This is a genomic window from Candidatus Polarisedimenticolia bacterium, from assembly GCA_035764505.1.
In the GTDB taxonomy this organism is placed as follows: domain Bacteria; phylum Acidobacteriota; class Polarisedimenticolia; order Gp22-AA2; family AA152; genus AA152.
The window spans coordinates 1-19,894 of record DASTZC010000092.1 but is presented as its reverse complement, the minus strand read 5'-3'; the positions used below and the strand labels follow the sequence as shown (position 1 = coordinate 19,894).

Here is a 19,894-nt window from a genome sequence, read left to right as displayed (position 1 = left end):
CTCGATGGCGGCGACCAGGTCCCGCCCGGCGTCCGACTTGAGGACGTAACCCATCGCTCCCGAGTCGATGACCGCCTGCACGATCTGCTCGGATTCGTGCATCGTCAGGATGAGGATGCGGCTGTCGGGGGAGACTTTGTGGACCTGGCGCGCGGCGTCGAGCCCGTTGAGACCGGGCATGCCGATGTCCAGGATCACGACGTCGGGGTGGGTCTGGGAGGCAATCTCCACCGCCTCGCGGCCGTCGATCGCTTCTCCCAGCACCTGCCAGTCGGGATGCGCCTCGAGCATGGCGCGCACCCCCTTGCGAACCACTTCGTGATCATCTGCGATCAGGATCCGGAGAGGGCTCATGACACCTCCACGGCGACCGGGATATCCACCTGGATCGTTGCCCCTGCGCCCGGAACAATCCGTATCTGTCCGCCCAGCTGGCGGACCCTTTCACGCATTCCCAGCAGTCCGACGCCCAGCGATTGTACCCCAGACTGATCGCTCAGGATACCCTCCGGCATCCCGCGCCCGTCGTCGAGGACCTTGAGTCCCACCCAGCGCGCCCTGCGCTGCAGCTCGATCCTCGCCGTGGGACTGCCCGAATGTCGCTGCACGTTATTGAGGCACTCCTGGACGATGCGGAACAAGGCGTTTTCCACCTCCAGCGGAAGCCGGCCGAAATCCTCGGGCATGTCGAGATCCACGCTGATCCCGCTGCGCTGCGAGAAGCCTGCCGCGCACCATTTCAGCGCGGCCGGCAGGCCCACTTCCTTCAGCAGCGGCGGGTGGAGAAGGTAGGACATCGAGCGAATCTCCTGTGAACAGAGTTGCGCCAACGACACGCTCTCGTCAAGGGCGGCCCGCGAGGCCGGGCTCATCGATTCCTTGCTGCGCGCCGCCACCGACAGGTTCAGGCTCAGCGCGGTCAGCGACTGCGCCGTGCTGTCATGCAGCTCCCGCGCGACCCGCTGGCGCTCCTCGTCCTGGATGCGCAGCAGGCGGGTGGAGAGATCGCGCAGCATCTTCTCCGCCTGCTTGCGCTCGACAATTTCCTCCGCCAGAACGCGGTTCGCCTGCGACAGCTGGCTGGTCCTTTCGGTCACGCGGCGCTCCAGGTCCTCCTGCGCCCCGCGCAGCGAATTCTCGGCGCGTTGCCTTTGCATGACGTCGGCGGAGAGCACCAGCATGGTCACGGCGGTAATCGCCATGAAGGCCTGCAGGAGCAGAAGGCTTTCGTTCAGTGAGACCGCGTAGAAAGGTCCCTTTCCCCGCACCGTCATCGCGACGGCGATCGAAGCCACCGCGAAGACTGCCGTGGCGGTCCCATGCCGGGGAAATCTCAGCGCCGCCCAGATCAGGAAAGGAAAGACCACATAAGGCTGGAAGCCGGTGCGCTGGTCCGACAGCAGCAGGCCTCCGAAGGCGATCAGCGAGACGCCGCCGAGAGCCGCCGCCATCAAAGCCGCTTCGCCCAGGCTCCGCAACGAAGGGCGCATCCGGTGAGCGCCCAGCCAGGCGAAGAGCAACGGCGCAACGACCAGGTCTCCCAGGGCGTCGCCCAGCCACCAGGTCTGCCAGGCGCGGCCCAGCGACGGCGCCGGGATCACTCCCGCCAGATAGCCGCTCGCAACGCCCAGGGTCGCGCTGACGGTCGTGCTCAATCCGGCGGCCAGGACGACCAGGCCGATCACCTTGCGGATGGTGTCGGGCGATTTCCCGAAGCCGCCCGTGAAGCGCTGGAGAAGGTAGCTCCCGAGAAGCGCTTCCAGGGTGTTGCCCAGCGCCATGCCGGCCGCGGCCAGGGCGGGGACTCCCGCTGAGACGTTGATCAGGAAGGCGCCGGCCGCTATCCCGGGCCAGAGACGATATCCGAACAGGGTCAATGCGGCGAGCGCGATACCGGCGGGAGGCCACACCGTGGTGGCGACACCGCCCACCGCGTCCATGAGCAATCCCAGCTTCGCCGTGACCATGTACGCGGCGAGCAGCAGGGCCACTCCCGAAAGGTAGCCGGGATTCCAGGCTTTCCGAAGGGTCTTCTCGAGAATCATACCCTGCCCCTGCACGGGGAGCGCTGAGCCGTGGACCACCGGTGCGGCCGCCCGGCTCGTGAGCAGGGTTGCCACGAATTGAGGCCGGCTCACGCCCGAGCGAGGGAATCGGCCGCAAACGAATTGGGTTCGTCAACAGCATAACCGACCCGGTTTTTCGCCGTCCACCCACGCTTCTCTTGCGGCTCACCCCGGGACGGGGTCTCCGAGCCGTCAGAACAATGCAGGTTTTGCGCTGGAAATTCTGACTCGGAAACCCACGCCTCCGGGGAATCAAGGAAGGAAGGGACCGGCTCGCGAGGGCCTTCGCCGCGGAGCGGATTTCCTGACACGTGCCGGCCCGGTGGCCCGGCGGCTTCTTGAGGCAGAGCCCCTCTCTAGCACCCTGCCTCAAGAGCCACCAAGCTCGGACTCTTTTATGCCACGACCCTTCGGTGGGAGCCATACTGAAATCTACGTAAAAACATGCGCCGCGACGAATGGACAATGCCCCGCCGCTCGTTTATTCTCCGCCGCGATCCAAGGCGCCCGCGGAGATCAGCCGCGCTCTCGCGCAACCGTGCGCCGTGCCGCGACCAAGGGCGCGCCTGCTTCCCGAAATCGGTAAGGAGCGATTCAGGTGGGTGCAGCACGGTTCGCGAATGCCGCTCTCTGGGGCGGCGCCCTGCTGGCGCTGCTGGGCGCCGGCTTCGCGTCTCCGTGGAGCAGCCCGCTCGCCAATCCCTCGCAGCGCGCCGCGATGATCACCACGAGCCTCCTGGCGCTGTCGGCCTGCCTGGGACTGTGCACGCGCCTGCCGCTCTCGGCGCGCATCTCCATCGCCATGAGCCTGGTCACCCTGCTGATGGGCCTGTATGGCGCGGAAGTCTTCCTGCGATGGAGGATCGTCTCCCAGGTGCAGCGCGCTGCGAATCGTCTCGGCCGATCGTTCGATCCGCGCAACCGCCTCGAAGTGCTGCGGGACCTGCGCCGGGAAGGCAAGGAAGCCTGGCCGGTGATGTTCGTCGGCCCTCTCGTGCAGGGCAACGAGGAGCTGCCGCTCCTGCCGCTGGCCGGCATCTCCGGAGTGCTCACCGTCCATTGCAATGAAATCGGCACCCCCCTCGTCTATCCGAGCGACCAGCACGGCTTCCTGAATCCTCCCGGAATGTGGGGGCCGGCGCCTCTGGATGTCGCGCTGCTGGGCGATTCCTTCGCGCAAGGTAACTGCGTCAGCGAGGAGGAAAACGCGGCCGCGCGCATCCGCCGGGAGTTCCCGCGCACCCTGAACCTGGGGATCGAGGCCTTCGGTCCCCTGCTCGAGCTGGCGGCGCTGAGGGAGTATCTTCCCTCTCTCAGGCCGCGGCGCGTCGTCTGGCTCTACGACGAGGGCGACGATCTGACCGCGGACCTCAATCACGAAAAAGCGCGCGGCCGGCTTCTCGAGTACCTGGAGCCCGACCGCGTTCAGCATCTCGCGGCGCGGCAGCCGGAGGTGGATCGCTTCTGGAAGGCGAAGTTTTCCGAGCTGACTGCGAGGCGCCGCGATTCCGAGAGCGCGCTGGATCGCTGGAAGAGCACCCTGGTGTCCTGGTTGCGGCTGCGCACCCTGAGAGGCCGCGTCGGACTGCAGGCCTCCCCCCCGCGTCCCGATTTCGCGGGAGTCGATCTCGACCTGTTCCGGCGCATCTTGGAGAGCGCGCGCGACGCGACGCACGGCTGGGGGGGGGAGTTCTATTTCGCCTACCTCCCCGCAGAGGCTTCCGTGCGAGGTCGTTCTTCCGCCGGGCAGGAGGCGCTACGGGACTCCGTCCTGCAGACGGTGCGGGAGCTGGGCATCCCGTCGATCGATCTCCTCCCGGTCCTGCAGAGCGCCAAGGACACCGATTCCCTCTACGCCTTTCCCGGCGCCCATCTCACGCCGAAGGGCTACGGCCTGCTGGGAGACGGGATCGCCATGGGACTCAAGGAGCCGGAGTGAGCCTCGCGGCGCTGCCGGCGCAGTCCGCCTCCAGCAGCAGCGTTCACCAGGCGGAGACCGTTCTCTTCTTCGTGCTTCTGCAGCTGATTGTCATCCTGGCGGCGGCGCGCCTGGCGGGGGAGGCGGCGAGACGCCTGGGGCAGCCTCGGGTGATGGGAGAGATCGTGGCGGGCCTGCTGCTGGGTCCGTCGCTTTTCGGCCGGCTGGCGCCCGAGACCTTCCGGTACGTCTTCCAGTCCACGCCCCCTGAGCCGCTCTCGATCCTCAGCCAGATCGGCCTGATCTTCCTGATGTTCCAGATCGGCCTCGAATTCGACTTCTCGCACCTGGAGGAATCGCGCAACCGCCGCTCGGTTCTCTTCGTCTCTGCCGCCGGCATTGCGCTCCCCTTCACGCTCGGACTGCTGCTGGGGCATTTCTCCTGGTCCCGGCTGGCCCCCGATATCCACCGCACCGGCTACATTTTGTTCATGGCCACCGCCATGTCGATTACCGCCATCCCGGTTCTGGGCCGGATCATGATGGAGCTGGACCTGACGCGCACGCGGCTCGGGGCGGTGGCCATCAGCGCCGCCGCCTTCGACGACGTGACCGGCTGGATCCTGCTGGCGGTGATCAGCGCGGTGTCGACGGCGCGCTTCGACGCCGGGGCGACGCTGCGGCAGCTCGCCTGGCTGGTGGCCTACGCGGCGCTCTGCTGGTGGGCCGTGCGGCCACTGCTCCGGCGGCTGGTGGCCCGCTTTCCGGTGAGCCCCGCGCGCCTTCCGGCGAACCTCATGGCGATCCTCCTGGTGATCATCCTCTCCTCCGCCATCGTCACCTACCGCCTCGGGATCTTCGCGATCTTCGGAGGCTTCATGATGGGGGTGCTGCTCTATGATCGCTCCGAGTTCGTCGAGGCCTGGAAGCACCGGGTGGCGCAGTTCGTGTCGGTCTTCTTCCTGCCGCTGTTCTTCGCGATCACCGGGCTGCGGACCGACGTCCACGGGCTCGACAGTTCCTCCTTGTGGGGATGGTGCGCCGCCATGCTGGCCGTCGCGACGCTCGGCAAGTATGGTGGATGCGCGCTGGCGGCGCGCCTCACGGGACTGCCCGCGCTGGAATGCCATTGCCTGGGGATCATGATGAACACCCGGGGCCTGATGGAGCTGGTGGTGCTCAACGTCGGCTACGACCTGGGACTGCTGCCGCGCAATGTCTTTACCATGCTGGTCCTGATGGCGCTGATCAGCACGGGCATCACGACGCCGCTGCTGCGTCGCTGGCTCCCGAGAATCGGGCACTCTCTGCCCGCCAACCCGCCGGATGCATGAGGGTCATTTCGAGGATGGCATGCTGAATCGCGGCGCTCGCCGGATGGTTGTCTTGGTGCTGGTCCTGCTGAGCCTGTCGGCCGGCCCGGCCCGGATCACCCTCGTCGTCTGCTCGCCTGGCTCCCCGGGCGACACGGCACAGGCACAGCCGACGATGGACCAGCTCGCCGGAGCGCTGGCCCAGACGGCCGGCTGGCCGGCCGATTCTCTGGCCGCAGTCTATTTCGAGACGTCTGCGGGGGGAGGGCAGAGGCTGGAGCAGGGGGACGCGCCCGCAGCCCTGGTTTCCCTTCCTTTCTATTATGAGTACGCGCGGGCGCTTTCCCTGGTACCCGCTCTGGAGGCCGTCCCCGAGTCGGGTGCCGGGGCCGTCTACCGGCTCGTGGCGCGCTCCGGGGCGCTGAAGTCGCCGGCAACGCTCGCCGACTGGGAGATCGTAGGAGGGATCGGCTTCTCCCCCGATTTCGTGCGGCGCGAGGTTCTGGCGGGATGGGGCCCGATTCCGGATTCGGCCCGGATCTCCTTCTCGGCCCGCCCCCTTTCGGCGCTGCGCCGCGCTGCATCCGGCGAGAAGATCGCGGTCCTCCTGGATCCCGAGCAGAGCGCCGCGCTGCCGTCGCTGCCGTTCTCGTCCGATCTCGAGACGGTGGCCACCTCGCGCGAGTTTCCGGGCGGCATTTTCTGCCTGGTCAAGGGGCGCCTTCCGGAAGCGCGGGCCGCCTCGCTCGTCGACGCCCTGCGCAAGCTGGGCTCCTCCGAGACGGGGAAGGCGGCGCTGCAGGCGATCCGGATTCGCGAGTTCCGCGCGATTGACCTCAAGCGGATCCCCGCGGCCGTATCCGGCACGAACTCCTCGCACCCTTGAGCCGGCTTACCTCGCTCCTGCGCGTCGCCGCCGCGTGCGCCGTCCTGGCCGGTTGCGCGCATGCCCTGAAGGAGCCTCCTCCTCTCTCGCAGATCGGGGGCGGAGGGCCGCTTCCCGGCGACAACGAGGACCTCGATTCTCTTCTCCGGCATGCGGAATTCCTATATGCTAAGCGCGCTTTGCCCGAAATCCGCGAGGCCGTAACGCTCTTCCTCGCGGCTGCGCGCCGCGATTCCAGCCGCATCGAGGGACTCCTCGGCGCCGTGAAGGCGCAGGCGTGGCTCGCGGACCACGAGAGCGCGTCTCACGACCGCGCCGCGGCGGCGACGGCCGCGGTTCAGTCGGCACAATGGTGCGCGCGACTTCAGCCGCAAAGCGCCGCCTGCGAGTACTGGCTTGGCGCCGCCTTGGGCCTGCAGGCCCGGGAGAAGCGAAGCACGGCGCTGGACGCGCTGCCGCGCATCGAGCAGGCTTTCCGGCGCGCCTCCGAGATGGATCCGGGGCTCGAGCAAGGGGGACCTTACCGGGCCCTGGCATTGCTTTACGCCCGCGCACCAGCATGGCCGGCCGGACCCGGAGATCCCGACCGCGCCATCGAAGAGGCGCGCCAGGCCCTGGAAATCGCTCCGGATTACCCTCCGAACCTGCTCGCTCTGGGAGAGACGCTCGCGAACCTCGAAGATACCGCGGGCGCGCGAGCCGCCTACACCCGGGCCCTCGAGCAGGCGCAGGAGCGGCTCCTCCGCGAAGACCCTGACGCCAAGGAATGGATCGAGGAAGCCCGCAAGGGCCTCGCCGGCAAATCGAGCACCCCATGAAGAAGGAGCCCCGATGCCTCGCCGATGGATGACGACCCTGATCCTGGCGGCGCTTCCCGCCATCCCCGTGCACGCAGGAGAAAGCCCGCGGCGTCAGGTTCGACTCATTCCCCTGCCCGCGGTCGCCCCGGCTTCGGCCGATTGGGTCCACCCCGAAGGGAAGACCCGCTGGGATTTCATCGCGGCGGCGGGGGGTAAATCCTCCGTGATGACCCTGGAATCGCGCGAAGGGGCGGTGAGCCGTCAGACCCGGCTCCCCGGAGCTCCCGAGCCGCGCGAAATCCTCTTCCAGGATTCAGGAGAAGCGGGGCAGGCGCTGGAATGGCTCTTTCCCGATCGCTTCCCGACCCGTCTCAGGATGGGGACACGGCGCTCGTTCGAACTGGAGGAGAAGGAAAAGAGGGGCGCTGCGCGGCTGGAGATAGGCACCGAGATCGTGGGCATCGGATGGCTGCATCTCCCATCACGCCCCTACGAAGTCGTCCTGCAGCGCTGCCTGCTGCAACGGACGGGAGCCGGCCCGGTGACCCGGGAGACCTTCTACCGCTGGATCAGCCCGCTCGCCGGCGTGGTCGCCGAATACCATCCCGACTCGCGCTCCGGCGAGCCTTCCGACAGCTACTTCCTGGATGCGACGCTGGACGGCGCCGCCACTCTGAAGATCTTTTCCGCGCAGATGTTCTCACTCCCCTTCGACGGTGTGGATTACGGCTGGGACGTCCCCGGGACCTGCACGAGCAGCGGCACCCCCTGCTCACTCGATTCCCAATGCGCCAGCGGCCAGGATTGCGTCAAGAACGTCGCGACGCTCACCACTCCCAGCTACGCCACCATGGGAGCGCTGATTGCCGCCGACACCTGGGATTTCTCCGGCAACAACGGCGGGACCGAGACCTCCGCCACGAACGTGCCGGTCAGCTCGGCGGAAACCTGCAATTTCGCGCAGTGCGGCTACACCGTTCCGGCCGGCGTCCTCGAGCGCCTCGACAAGAACTTCGCCACGCCGGCGAGCACCCTGAAGACGAACGACGTCGTCGAGATCGAGGTCCGCCCCGCCGACACGACGATCTGGGCGCGCGCCGGGTCGCAGAAGGAAGGGGTGAGCGGCAGCTTCGGCCAGGGGGAGAGCCGCTTCTGCTACACCACCTTCGGCGGCGTGACGCGCACGCCGGTGCCGCTGTACCGCTTCCCGCACCAGGACGTTCCGGGCGCCGACTTCTACATGCAGGCCGGCGATTCCTGGACCAGCGGCGTCTTCAACTGCGAGCAGAACATCTTCAACCAGCTCTGCGGCGCCTCGCAGTTCCTCGACAAGCTCTACTCCAAGTCCTGCTCGGGCCATACCGGCACCCAATCGGGCACCGTGATCAAGGGAGGCGTGGTGACGCTCCCCTCGGGGCACACCTTCAACGCCCTGCTGCTGCGGATCACCGCCGATTTCTGCGTCTACGCCGGATCCAGCTGCCTGTTCGCGGTGGACGACGTGCGCACCTTCAACTACCTCTGGCAGGTTCCTTACCTCGGGACGGCGGCGCGGCTGGAGTCGCTGCAGGTGGCTGCCGATGCCACCTCCTTCTCGCAGCTCGCCGAGACCGACATCCGCTTCGGGCTCTTTCCGCCGCGCACCATTCAGGTAACCGGTCAGACGCAGACCAGCATCTCGCTCTCCTGGGACCCGGGGCTCGACACGCACCGCATCAACGGCTACAAGGTTTACTGGGATACCGACTCGGGCAGCGGGTCCACCTATGCCTTCAACTCGCAAGCGAACCCCGGCCAGGCCTCGATCGTCGGGACCACCGCCACGATTACGGGGCTCGCGCCGGGCACCTCCTACTATCTGACCGTCACGTCGCTGTCGAACTTCACCGATCCGTCGACACTGGCGACGACCACCTACGAGAGTCTTCTCTACCCGACCCAGATCTCGGGGGACCCCGCCTTCGTCTATCCGGTGGAGGTGCAGGCGACGACGCAGCCTTCCGGGTGCGCCCCGACCGCCGAGGCGGGAAGCGTCACCGTCAACCCCACGGCGGTTCCCGGGGAGATCCAGATCTGCTGGGCGCCCCTCGCCGATCCCTGCCTGACCGGTTACCGGGTCCTGGGGAGCAACGACGCGCGCAACGACACCGGCTGGGGCACGGTCTCCGACTTGGCTTCAGGAACGACCTGCTGGACCGGCACACCGTCCCAGCTCTACTACCTGGTGGTCGCGAACGGAGCGGGCGGGACCGGTCCGTGGGGACACTACGGACATTGAGCCTTCCCGGCCGACCCGCCGCGCACGCGGCGCTCGCGACGATCGTCCTGCTTCTCGGTGCCGGGCTCTGCCTGGCGCAGACCGCCTCGGGCATCCTGCAGGGAAAGGTCACGGACACCTCCGGGTCGCCGGTGGCCAAGGCGGTGGTGCAGGCACGCTCCCTGGCGACGGGCGTCGTGCGCGTCGCCACAAGCGATGCGGCGGGCCGCTACCGGCTCGAGCTCCTCTCCCCCGGCAGCTGGATCGTCATGGCGCAGCTATCCGATGGCCGCTCCAGCGCGCCGAACGAAGCTTCGATCCACCTGCAGGAAGTGCTGACGCTCGACCTGCTCCTCGAGGCATCCCTGACCGAGCGGGTGCGGGTCGGCGCGCCTCCGCCCGAGGTCAACTTGTCGCGCAGCGGCGGAGAGCTGCACATCGGCGCCGAGGAGGTGGACAGCCTGCCGATCGCGGGACGCGTCGCCACCAACCTGGCGCTGCTCGACTCGGCGGTCCAGGCAACTCCTCCCGGGAACTTCTACGGCGAGCGCGGGTCGGTCTTCGTGGTGAACGGCCAGTCGGGCCGCTCCAACTCCTTTCTGGTGGACGGCGTGGACAACAACGACCGCACCAGCGGCACCACCCTGAACTCGGCCTTTTCCCAGCAGGTGATCGGCGAGTTCGTCTTCCTCACCAACCAGTACGCGCCGGAGTTCGGGCGGGCCAGCGGCGGCATCATGAACATCGTCACGCAGCGCGGCACCAACGAGTTCAAAGCCGGCGGCTTCATCCAGGGCTCCTTCGCCAGCCTCAACAGCCCGGGCGAGCTGGTTTCCGGACTTCCCAATCCCCAAGCCCAATCCGAGACGGGACATGGAGGGCAGGCAGGGTTTCATTTCGGCGGCGCCTTCCGCCCGGACCAGGCGTTCTATTACACGGCCTTCGAGCACCAGAGCTCCGACGACGTCGTTCCCTACACCGGCGTGGACCAGAACGGCGTGGCGGGAGGCTGGGCGCTGACTCCGAACCGCAACGACAGCCTATTTCTGAGGACCGACTTCAACTTGAGCGATGCCACGTTCCTCATGGTGCGGCTCTCCGGCAACCAGAGCGTCGTGAACAACGTCAATGTCGGAGGGATCACCACGCCGCAGGCGGGATTCCATCTGGAGGAAGACGACCTGCAGCTGGCGGCAAGCCTGACGATCGTCGCCTCGCCCGATCTGCTCAACGAGGAGCGGGTGCTGCTGTCGCACTCCACTTTCGCGCAGCGCGCCAATTCCGAGGTCTCGGGCGTGGAGCGCCCCTCCGGCATCTTCGGGGGGAACAACCTGCACACGCAGGACCGGGAGGAGTCGCTCATTCAGCTGGTGGACAATCTCACCTGGCGCCGCGGCCTGCACACGGCCAAGTTCGGCATCGACCTGAGCCGCTCGATCACCGACGTCGGTACGACCTTCAATTTCGACGGCAATTTCCTGTACAACACCGATGCCCCCTTCGAGCCGGGAGACTGCGGCGGAGTCTTCGCCAACCAGGTCAGCCGGCACTGCTCGCTCGATCCCTCCACCTCCTGCGTCGATGACGACGACTGCACCGGTAAGGGGTTCTGCCGCTACGATCCGATTGACTGCCCGGGACAGATCGGGGTGGACGACGACGGCGACGGGCAGATCGACGAGCCGAACCAGCTGGAGACCTACCCGACCGTGTTCACCTTGATCGAGGGTGAGCCGGCGGCCCGCCTCGACGACACCCGGCTGGCGCTGTTCGCACAGGATACCTGGCAGGCGCACCCGAAGCTGACTCTCAATTACGGCCTGCGCTACGATTTGAGCACCTTCCGCCTCCCCGCTTCGGCGAGCGTCCAGTCCTCCATTCCCAATGGCGGCGCTCCCATCGACAAAGGCAACATCGCTCCGCGCCTCGGGTTCACCTGGACGCCGCTTCCGGGGGGACGCCTCGTCGTGCGCGGCGGCGCCGGAATGTTCTACGACAAGCTGGTCCTCGGCTTTCCCGCGGTCGCGGCGATCACCTCCGGCACCCGGATCGGTTTGCTGTTCCCCCAGGGGCTGACCTTGGAGTTCACCGAGGACACCGTGGCCGAGCTGGGCATGGAGACAATCCGGCCCGAGCTCTTCTTCCCCGAGAGCCTCACCCTGCGCTTCTCCACCGGGACCACCCTGGACACGCCCTACGTGAACCAGTTCAATCTGGGAGCCGAGTGGGCGGTCGGTGAGCACGGCTCGATCGAGGCCGGCGCGGTCCGCGTCCTCGGCTACCATCAGGCCCTGATGCGCGACCTGAATCCGGTCATCGGCAGGACGGCCCAGGGGGTGCCGGAGCACGCGGATGGCACCGTGGGATCGATTGCGGCCATCGTGACGGAGGGAAGAAGCTGGTACTGGGGAATGGACCTCGCCTGGCGCTGGAGGAGCGAGGCGCTGCGCTATGCCGCGTCCTACACCCTGTCGCGCGCGGAGGACCTGGGTCCCGACCCGCTCAAGGGCGGCGTTTCTCTCCCGCCCGACTCCGACGACATCGCGGGAGAGCGCTCGCGCTCCGACGCCGACCGGCGCCACCGTTTCGTCTTCTCGGGACAGGCCCTCCTTCCCTGGTGGGACCTGAATGCTTCCGCCGTCCTGCAGGTGGCCTCCGGCACCGCTTTCAACGTGACCACGGGCCGGGACGAGAACCTCGACGGCTTCACCAACGATCGCCCGAAAGGAGTGCCCCGCAACTCGGGGGCCTCCACCGACCTCGACGCGGTCAACGCCGTGCGCGCCGCGGCCCTGCTGCCTCCCGTGACCCATCTCGACGAGCCGGTCTTCTTCCAGGTCGACCTGCGCATCGCCAAGCCGTTCCTGAGCTCCAAGGGAAGCGGCGGCGAGGCGTTCGTCCAGGTCTTCAACCTGATGGACCGCTATAACCCCGGCCCGATCGAGGGGCGCGCCGTCTCCTCCCACTTCGGCGAGGCGATCGGACAGGTCGGCCCGCCCCGCACCATCGAGCTCGGCGTCAGGCTCGATTTCTAGCCTTCCATGAAAAGAAGGAGCCCCGGAGCTCCGCAAGCTCCGGGGCCCTGACGACGCGGGCGCCATGGTGGGGCATCGTCACCATCGACCCGCGTCGCTGTAACGTCGCTAGCGCCCTCGTCTCGGCACGAGGCCGGATCCGGGCGCGGGGGCCGGCACCAGGCTGAGATCGACCGTCGGGATGGCGTACAGCGCCACCGGCGCCGCGGTCGTCCCGTGGTTGGTCACCTCCAGCCGGTAAGTTCCCGGCACGATCGCCAGAATCCACGCCACCTCCGGTCCAAGAGCGCGGTCGGAGGAAGCCACCGCCGCGCCGAGGGAATTCCTCACCGTGAGCAGGAGATCGGCTCCCCCGCCGTCGGCCACCGCCGTCAGCAGGATGGTGCCCGCCGGCGCCGTGAAGGGCATCGCGATGGTTCCCCCCGCCGGCACCGTGGCGTCGCTCGCGCTCGCCTTCTCGGAGTAGCGTGCCTGCGCCGAAGCCGACTGGCTCTCGGTGAACAGGAACCCTTCGACGTAGTCCATGTCGTGCTTCGAGTCGGCGTCGTCGTTCCTGACGTCGATGCGCAGCACGCTGTCGCCGGCGGGCACCGTGAAGGTCTCGCTGAACCCGAAGGTCAGGTCCTGCCTGCCGGAGCTGTCGGGATGAACGGGATCCGTTGCCGGCCGGTTGAAGTCGACCCGGCGGCTCTGGCCTCCCGCGCTCGCGTCGGCGCTGCCGCCACGCGGGCCGCGCGCGTAGATGACCGAGACGGTGCCGCCGTTGGCGCTGGAGATCGGCAGCTCCAGGAAGCTGTTGGGGCCGCCGTTGCGCACGCCGACGTTGCGGCAGTACTTGCCGAAGCGGCTGCGGGAGTCCTGGAGGTCGTGCCAGCCTCCCTTGCGGCTGACCGACGGGTCATCGCACGGAATCACGCGGGTGGCGCCGCCGCCTCCCGGATGGGTGACGACGAAGGCGGAGCGCGCCCGGCAGAACGATCCGTCGGGAGCGATCACGCTGACATCGTGCGGACCTTCCGGAGCATCGGTCGCGATGTCGATCTGCAAGGTGACGCGCGTCCCTCCGGGGTTCACCGTCGCGGAGCCTTCCTGCACGCCGTCGGCGCTGTCACCGTCCCGGCTGAACACCACCCCGGAGCCCGATGCGAAGCGGCTGCCGTCGAGGGTCACGCCCAGAGTTTGTCCCTGCTCTCCCGTCCCGGGTGAGATCGAGGTGATCTCGCAGGCGGGCGGAGGCGGCGCGCTGGAGCACTGGCCGGGAGATAGCAGGCTGGAGACATGGATGTCGTCCACGCCCCAGCCGATGCCACGCGTCCCATCGATCAGGAGCTGGAACGTGCCACCGAGACGGAAGCGGAGCCGCGCGTTGGGGAGGCTGGCCGCACCGAACTCCGCCTGCACGGCCGCCCCCAGATTCACCGCGACCTGGCTCATTGCGTCGGCGCGGCTTCCCGGAAGGGCGTCGCTGGACCCGACCCAGGCCGGCCTTCCCTTGATCGGGCTCATGGAGCCGGGATCGACGGCTCCGTTGTAGCCGCCCGTGGTGATGTAGGGCCCCAGATCGATCCAGGTCGATCCATCGGCGGAGATCTCGAGAACGCCGCCGCTCTGGTAGGCCTCCGCCGGATCGGCCAACGGGAACTGGGCGAAATCGAAGTTGTGGTAGAAGGTCAGCACGCTCGCCGAGGTCAGGCTCATCGGCGGCAGCGTGAGCCGGTCATCCTTGGGAGTGAGAAGCACGCCGGGCTGGTCGTCCAGGCTGACCCAGGCGTGCGTGAGGCTGTGCGATGTGGGATCGTTCTGCACCTCCCAGTTCCCCGCGTCGCGCGTGCTGAAGAAGGTATAGCCCGGCTCGGAGATAGGCTCCAGATCGTCGCTGAAATCGGGGCCCGGCGCCGGTAGGCCGAGGGGCGATCCGCTGCGTCGCGCCAGATTGTCGTCCTCGTTGCCGCCGCTGGCCGGTCCTCCACCGCTCGAGGTGGTGTCCTCGGCACGCACGATGTAGTGATAGGTCACTCCACTCGCCAGGCCCGCCTGGTCGCGGTAGGTCGTGCCGGTCACGCCGGCGGCGATGAGACTGTCCTCCCCCGGCAGGAACGCCGGATCGGTGCTGCGGTAGACGTTGTAGCGCACCCCGGCTCCTGGACAGCGGGCCGCGCCGGAGTCCCAGGCGAGGTCCAGCGTGCAGGTGGCGTTGGATGGCGCCGACACGCTGCGCAATCCGACAAAGAACGGCTCGCTGGTGCAGGTGCCGGTGGCCGCGGCGGTCGCCACGTTGCTGTCCGAAGAGGGGCAGCCGGAGGCGGGAATCGCCCGCACCACGTAGGCATAGCGCGTGCCGGCCGAGGCCTCATGGTCCAGGTAGCCGGTCTGGCTCCCCGGGACCGCGGCAACCTGCTCGTCGAACACCGCCGGCGTCGTTTCCCCCATGGCCTCACGGAAGATCCGGTACTCGGAAGGAGCGCCGCCGGCCGGCGGCTGCCAGGCGAGGGTGATCTGGTTGTCGCCGGTCGCGGCGGCGGTCAGGGAAGTCGGCGGAGCCGATTGCGGACAGCACGACTCGTCGAGCGACACGTCGTCGAGGTACCACCCGGGAAGGAAGTTCCCTTCCGGAGTCGAGGGAGGGATGGTGTTGGCCACGTCGTTGCCGAACAGGAAGCGGATCACGACCTGCGCCGATCCTTGCCCGGCCGGCACCAGGCCTCCGAGGAAGGCGCGCACCCGGCGCATCGGTCCGAGCACGCCCCCGGTGTAGGCCCGCCGCCCGAACAGCGGATTGGTGTTGGTGCCCGCCGAGGTCGCCGTCAGCTCGCCGGTGTAGCCGCCTTCATAGATGAGATTGCCCAGGTCCTGGAACGTCCCCACCGTCCCGGTGAGGGGATCCACCAGCGCCGCTTCCACCACGCCGCCGTCGAAGCCTCCTTCCGCCTGGAAGGTGTGGAAGAAGGTCAGGATTGTGGCGGGGGTGATGGCGGCCACGTCGCTGCGCAGCTCATAGCTCAGGTTGTTGGAGGCCGACACCGTCACGTTGTCGGCATTGTAGGTGTGCCACACGAAGGCGCCCGAATGGGGCGCCACCGATCCGGGAGCACCGTCCCTGAACCAGCCGCCGCGCTGCGGGATGAGGGGCACGGTCAATCCGCTCGAAGAGAAATGCGCGCTGCGCTGGTTGTCAGGCCCGGTCTCCGCGTCGTCGGTGAAGCCCTGGTTCACCAGCATGGCGCTGGTGACCAGTCCCGCCACGCGGGCGGTGTTGTCATCCTCGTTGCCGCCGTTGGCCGGCCCGCCATGCCCGGTGGTGGAGTCTTCCGCCCGGACCACGTAGTAGAAGAGCCGATCGGTGGCTCCCGGCTCGTCGGAGTACCCGCTTCCCGCCACGCCCGTGGCAATCCGGTTGGTCGGCCCCGGGACGAAGTCGGGCGTCGTGCTGCGATAGATGTTGTAGTGCACGCTCGGTCCACCGACACAGTTGGAGCTGGCGGGCGCCCATTCCAGCAACAGGTGCCGGCAATCGCCCGGATCGACGACGCGCGAGAGGTGTCCGAAGGTCGGATCGGCCACGCAGGGAAGCGCCACTCCCAGGGGCACGGCACCGACGGCGCGGCTCGCGGAGACGCAGTCGTCGTTGCGCAGCGCCCGCACCCGGTAGGTGTAGGCGACGCCTCCGTCCAGCCCCGTGTCGGTATAGCTCGTCCCCGTGATGCGCGCCACCTCCACGAAAGGAGCCGGGTCGGCCGGGGATCCGGCGCCGCGGCTGCTGCGCGAGATGACGTACTCGACAGCACCGTCGGGAGTGATGTTGAGCATCACGGAATTGATCCCGGCGGTGGCCGTGAAGGAGGGCGCCGCAAGAGGACCGCCCAACAGCTCGCAGCTCGCCACCGTGGCCGGGACGGTGAAATCCTCCACCGTCACCCCGGTCTCCCCTCCCGTGGAAGTCGCCAGCTCCCCGATTCCGCGGTTGGCGAAAGCGCGCCAGATGAGATCCTGGAACTCGCCTCCCAGGGCCCGATCGGCCGCCAGGATGGCGTCGCGCATGTCGACCATCGTCGGGTTGCAGGGTGCCAGCTTCATGGCGTCGGTGACGCGGAACAGGGCCGTGAAGGCGGCGTCCTCGATGGCGGCGCGATCGATGCGCGCCACGCTGCCGCTGCCGTCGGTGGTGCGTCCCTGCGCGTTGTGCACGTTGCTGGAGGCCTGGCCGGAAGGCAGCGAAAAGGTCGGGAAGATCGGGCCGCCAGGGAAGGCGCGGTTGTGATAGCGGTTGATCATCGCCTCGCGCATCTCCCAGAGCACGATGGTCCAGAACTCCCCGCCGTCGTGCACCTCGCATGGAATCAGGCTCGGGTTGCTCGGGGGACCCGAGCAGAGGAAGCCGTAGGTGAAATCGTCCGGTCCTTCGTTCATGGAGAATCGCCGGATGCCCGCCGCCGCGTCGTCGACGGCGTACTCCGCCACCGCCGGCTCGTCGGCGATGGTGGCGGCGTACCAGTCGCCCCATCCCTCGCCCATGCTGCCGCTCTCCCCCACCAGTCCCACCCCGAGGCAGTCGGTGTTGCCGGGACCGCCGACCAGGCGATTCGAAAGCCCGTGGGTGTATTCGTGGATGATCACGTCGGCGTCGAAGTCGCCGTCGCGGGTGGGGCCGCTGAACAGAAACATCTGCATGCGCGGATTGCTTCCGTCGGGCGGCGTCCCGAAATTGGCGTTGTCGGTGCCCGAGCCGTCCTGGGCGTCGGCGAACAGGTAGTCGTTCTCGGCGCCGCCGCGGCCGAAGTTGCTCTTTTGGAAGTTGCCGGCCGCCTCCGTGAAGCCGAGGTGGTAGAGGAAATCGTGGTACCAGTTGGTGATGTAGAACAGGTTCACGACGGCCGGATCGAGGTCGGGAGCCGCGCCCGCGAGCCTCTCGGGCGAGGCGACGCCCAGCGGCGGCTCGGCGGCGTAGGGGCCGTTCTGGCTGTAGTAGTTGTGATAGATGAACTGGGCGGTGGCGAAATCGCCGGTGGTCAGACCGTCGGCGCGGTGCCCGGCGGTGGCCTCGTCGTCATCGGCATGGTCGTCTTTGGCGTCGACGTTGTTGCCGATCGTCTGATAGTGCCCTCCCTGCAGGATGAACCATCCCTGGGGAGACTGGGGGGAAGTGGAGAGTGGCAGGGCGCTGGATCGCGTCGGAGCCCCCGCGTTGGGAAGCGGCAGGATCACCGCATCGAGTGTCGCGTTCTTCGGATCGCCGCCGTTGCTGTTGACCGGGAAGGTGTCGGCACCAAACAGCGGCGCGTTGGCGAAGCCGCGCTGCCTGCCGGTCGGATCGGTGGTGTAGGGATAGCGGCGGTTCAGGTCGCCGGTGCCGCGCACCGTCTCCAGAGGGCTCGTCGGGTAAACCCGCGCGCGCGGTGCGGCAGGGCTGCTCTCGGCCGGAGCCGAAGGCGACAGGGTGTCGCTGAAGAGATTCCTGCGGTGCAGGACCTTCCCGCTGGCGGCGTCGATCAGGAGGTCGTACCACTCACGCCCGTTCTTGTGCAGCGTCATCCGGTAGGCGAGACGCGGCGCGCCCAGCAGCGGATAGATCGCCTGTTCGACCCGCACCGGCTCGCGCAGGCTTCCCGCCTCGAAGATCACCGCCCCTTTCTCCTCGGCAATCTTGCGGGCCTTGAGGGTGACACCGATGCTGTCGGCAGCCAGCTCGGCTGCCTGCCCGGCAGTCAGGTGCGCGCGGGGCGGTCGGGTGGTCCCCGGAAAGAGATCGCCCTGGACGCCGACCACCTGGCCGCGGGGATTCAGGTGAACGCCGAGCACGGCGGGAAACACCGGGATTTCATCCACGGTCTGGGTGAAGAAAGCATGCGACATCCCATTGTGCTCGTCGGTGTAGGAGGCATCGAGGACCAGCGAGCTCACCTCGTCGGCCGCCAGGTTCCAGACCTCTCGATGATGCTCCACGAACCGTCGTGCCACCTCGGCCGGATTGGCCGCGTCGGGCGCCGACATCGGGCGGCGCGCGGCAAGACTGCGCGGCGTGCGGCTGAGAGCGTTATAGACGACCTGCAGCTTGCCCCCGCTCTCGCGCTCCAGCCGCTCCAATCCCGCCGCGGTCGCAGCAGCCGGAAGCGTTCCCGGTGCGAGATGCAGCTTGAGCCCGCCGGCGGCATCGAAGTCGGGCAGGGGACGATCCAGCGGCTTCAGCGCCCAGCTTGCCGTGATGGCGGCGAGCAGCGTGGCGGCCGCCGGCAGGAAACGGAAAGTCCCGCACAGTGTCTTCCTGGTCATGGTCGTATCGTCCTCGCGTCGAAGGGGGTTGACGGTCATTTCCGGGTTCCGAGGAAAGGCGCGCCTTCAGGGCTGACAGAGGCCCGCGGGGAAGACGTCTCCGGCCCGCCCTTGACTGCGGGTTCGGGGAGCTTCCCTGATGCGCGGGCCTCCGGCGCCGGCACCGGAGAGGGACTCGGTGCGGCAACCTCGACGATCTCGGTGTGGCCAGCCTCGGCGGGACTGAGAATTCCCAACGCTGCGCCGGGGGCGGGACCGGGGGATTGTTCGGGAATACGAATGCGTGACCGGGTACGACCAATGCGCTCCATGATGCCCTCCTGGAGTCGTTGCGTGCCGCCGTTGCGGTCGAGCACGTCGAACGGCGGTAACAGTGCTTGGAGGGGCTTGAACAATCCTTGAACTTGGCGCGGGAGGACCGCAAAACTGGCGCCCTAAGCGTAACGAGCGGCTTGCTTTACAGTTTTTTTGAAATTCTACGAGGGTTCTGCTTCCCTACCGGGTCCTGGAGCTGCGCGAGACGGGGAAAGCCGCCTTCCGGGGTGCGAGGGGAATCACGGAGGTAGAAGGCGGCAGCGAGGCGACGCGGCTGCCGCCGCGCTGATCGAGGAGATTCATGAGAAAGCCGGTTGCGGCCAGACGCGTGAGCGAGGCCGCGGGATCGAAGAAGGTGCCGCTCGAGGTGACGTGCACGTCGATCAGCCGCCGATCGCGCGCAACTCCTGCGTAGCCGCGCAGCGCCGGAGGGATCTGATCTTCATCGATCCATCCCAGGCTCTCCCCCGCGCGGGCGTCCGCCAGAGCCTCCCATCCCGCGGCGCGCACCAGCGCCACTGCAAAATCGAGACGGGTCACCTCATCGTGCGGCTTGAAGACATGGCCGTTCGGCGGCTCCATCAGGAGATGACGCGTGCGCACGCCGGCCACCGTCTCGACATAGGGGAAGGCCTCGTCGGACGGACCGACGTCGGCGAAGGATCCTGAGGAGGGGATTCTCTGGGGCAGTCCGCCGACCAGCGCCAGCGAGCGCGCCAGCTCCTCGCGGGTCAAAGACGACGCCGCCTCGAACAAACTGCCTCTTCCGGCCATCACCCCGCGGCTCACGGCACGCGTCACGCGGTCCCGGTCGGCGGCAGGAAGGGCCGCTACATCATCGTAGCCGGTGATCTCCGCCACGGCGCGCTCCTGGCGCATCTCGAAATTCTGGCCCAGCAGCCCGGTGCCTGCCTTGAAGCTGACCTCCGCGACGAGCGCCGGCGGCACCGCTCCCAGGAGCTGCGCCCCTTCGGTGCGACCGAACAGCGACAGCGCGTTGAGCGAGCGGGAGGCCGCCAGCTCGAACCCGTCGCCGT

10 protein-coding genes are annotated in these 19,894 nt (G+C 68.0%); 6 read left to right on the top strand and 4 right to left on the bottom strand.

The window, feature by feature from the left end:
* Positions 1 to 354 (bottom strand): response regulator transcription factor (locus VFW45_06290; protein ID HEU5180379.1); only part of this gene is annotated, 354 nt, incomplete at its 3' end.
* The gene (locus tag VFW45_06285) at positions 351 to 2,045 is read right to left on the bottom strand and encodes an MASE1 domain-containing protein (GenBank protein ID HEU5180378.1); all 1,695 of its coding nucleotides are present in this window, start codon (positions 2,043 to 2,045) and stop codon (positions 351 to 353) included. The genes VFW45_06285 and VFW45_06290, both read right to left, overlap by 4 nt.
* A 619-nt stretch (positions 2,046 to 2,664) precedes the next feature.
* Between VFW45_06285 and VFW45_06280 the strand changes: the two genes are divergently transcribed.
* Genes VFW45_06280 through VFW45_06255 form a run of 6 tightly spaced genes read left to right on the top strand, consistent with a single transcriptional unit; the run spans position 2,665 to position 12,275 of the window.
* Complete coding sequence (locus VFW45_06280; protein HEU5180377.1) at positions 2,665 to 4,005, top strand: hypothetical protein; 1,341 nt, start codon at positions 2,665 to 2,667, stop codon at positions 4,003 to 4,005.
* The gene (locus VFW45_06275) at positions 4,002 to 5,318 is read left to right on the top strand and encodes a cation:proton antiporter (GenBank protein HEU5180376.1); all 1,317 of its coding nucleotides are present in this window, start codon (positions 4,002 to 4,004) and stop codon (positions 5,316 to 5,318) included. Before VFW45_06280 ends, VFW45_06275 begins: the two co-directional genes overlap by 4 nt.
* A gap of 19 nt (positions 5,319 to 5,337) precedes the next feature.
* Positions 5,338 to 6,183, top strand: a complete 846-nt coding sequence (locus VFW45_06270) for a hypothetical protein (protein HEU5180375.1) — start codon at positions 5,338 to 5,340, stop codon at positions 6,181 to 6,183.
* Complete coding sequence (locus VFW45_06265; protein ID HEU5180374.1) at positions 6,180 to 7,001, top strand: TRAP transporter TatT component family protein; 822 nt, start codon at positions 6,180 to 6,182, stop codon at positions 6,999 to 7,001. The genes VFW45_06270 and VFW45_06265 overlap by 4 nt, the downstream gene beginning before the upstream one ends.
* A 13-nt stretch (positions 7,002 to 7,014) precedes the next feature.
* On the top strand, positions 7,015 to 9,261 hold the full coding sequence (locus VFW45_06260) for a fibronectin type III domain-containing protein (GenBank protein HEU5180373.1): 2,247 nt from the start codon (positions 7,015 to 7,017) through the stop codon (positions 9,259 to 9,261).
* Positions 9,258 to 12,275, top strand: coding sequence for a TonB-dependent receptor (locus VFW45_06255; GenBank protein ID HEU5180372.1), 3,018 nt, complete (start codon positions 9,258 to 9,260; stop codon positions 12,273 to 12,275). Before VFW45_06260 ends, VFW45_06255 begins: the two co-directional genes overlap by 4 nt.
* 108 nt (positions 12,276 to 12,383) lie before the next feature.
* On the opposite strand, the gene VFW45_06250 is transcribed toward VFW45_06255, so the two are convergent.
* Both VFW45_06250 and VFW45_06245 read right to left on the bottom strand, forming a co-directional pair.
* Positions 12,384 to 18,542: a M36 family metallopeptidase gene (locus VFW45_06250; GenBank protein HEU5180371.1), complete on the bottom strand. Its 6,159-nt coding sequence runs from the start codon at positions 18,540 to 18,542 to the stop codon at positions 12,384 to 12,386.
* A 495-nt stretch (positions 18,543 to 19,037) separates the two neighbouring features.
* The coding region (locus VFW45_06245; protein ID HEU5180370.1) for a hypothetical protein at positions 19,038 to 19,894 on the bottom strand (857 nt) is incomplete at its 5' end.

What these genes read in the sequence shown, in the direction of transcription:
- VFW45_06285 (HEU5180378.1), bottom strand. Translation starts at nt 2,045, where the DNA reads ATGATTCTCGAGAAGACCCTTCGGAAAGCCTGGAATCCCGGCTACCTT.
- VFW45_06270 (HEU5180375.1), top strand. Translation starts at nt 5,338, where the DNA reads ATGCTGAATCGCGGCGCTCGCCGGATGGTTGTCTTGGTGCTGGTCCTG.
- VFW45_06260 (HEU5180373.1), top strand. Translation starts at nt 7,015, where the DNA reads ATGCCTCGCCGATGGATGACGACCCTGATCCTGGCGGCGCTTCCCGCC.
- VFW45_06250 (HEU5180371.1), bottom strand. Translation starts at nt 18,542, where the DNA reads ATGACCAGGAAGACACTGTGCGGGACTTTCCGTTTCCTGCCGGCGGCC.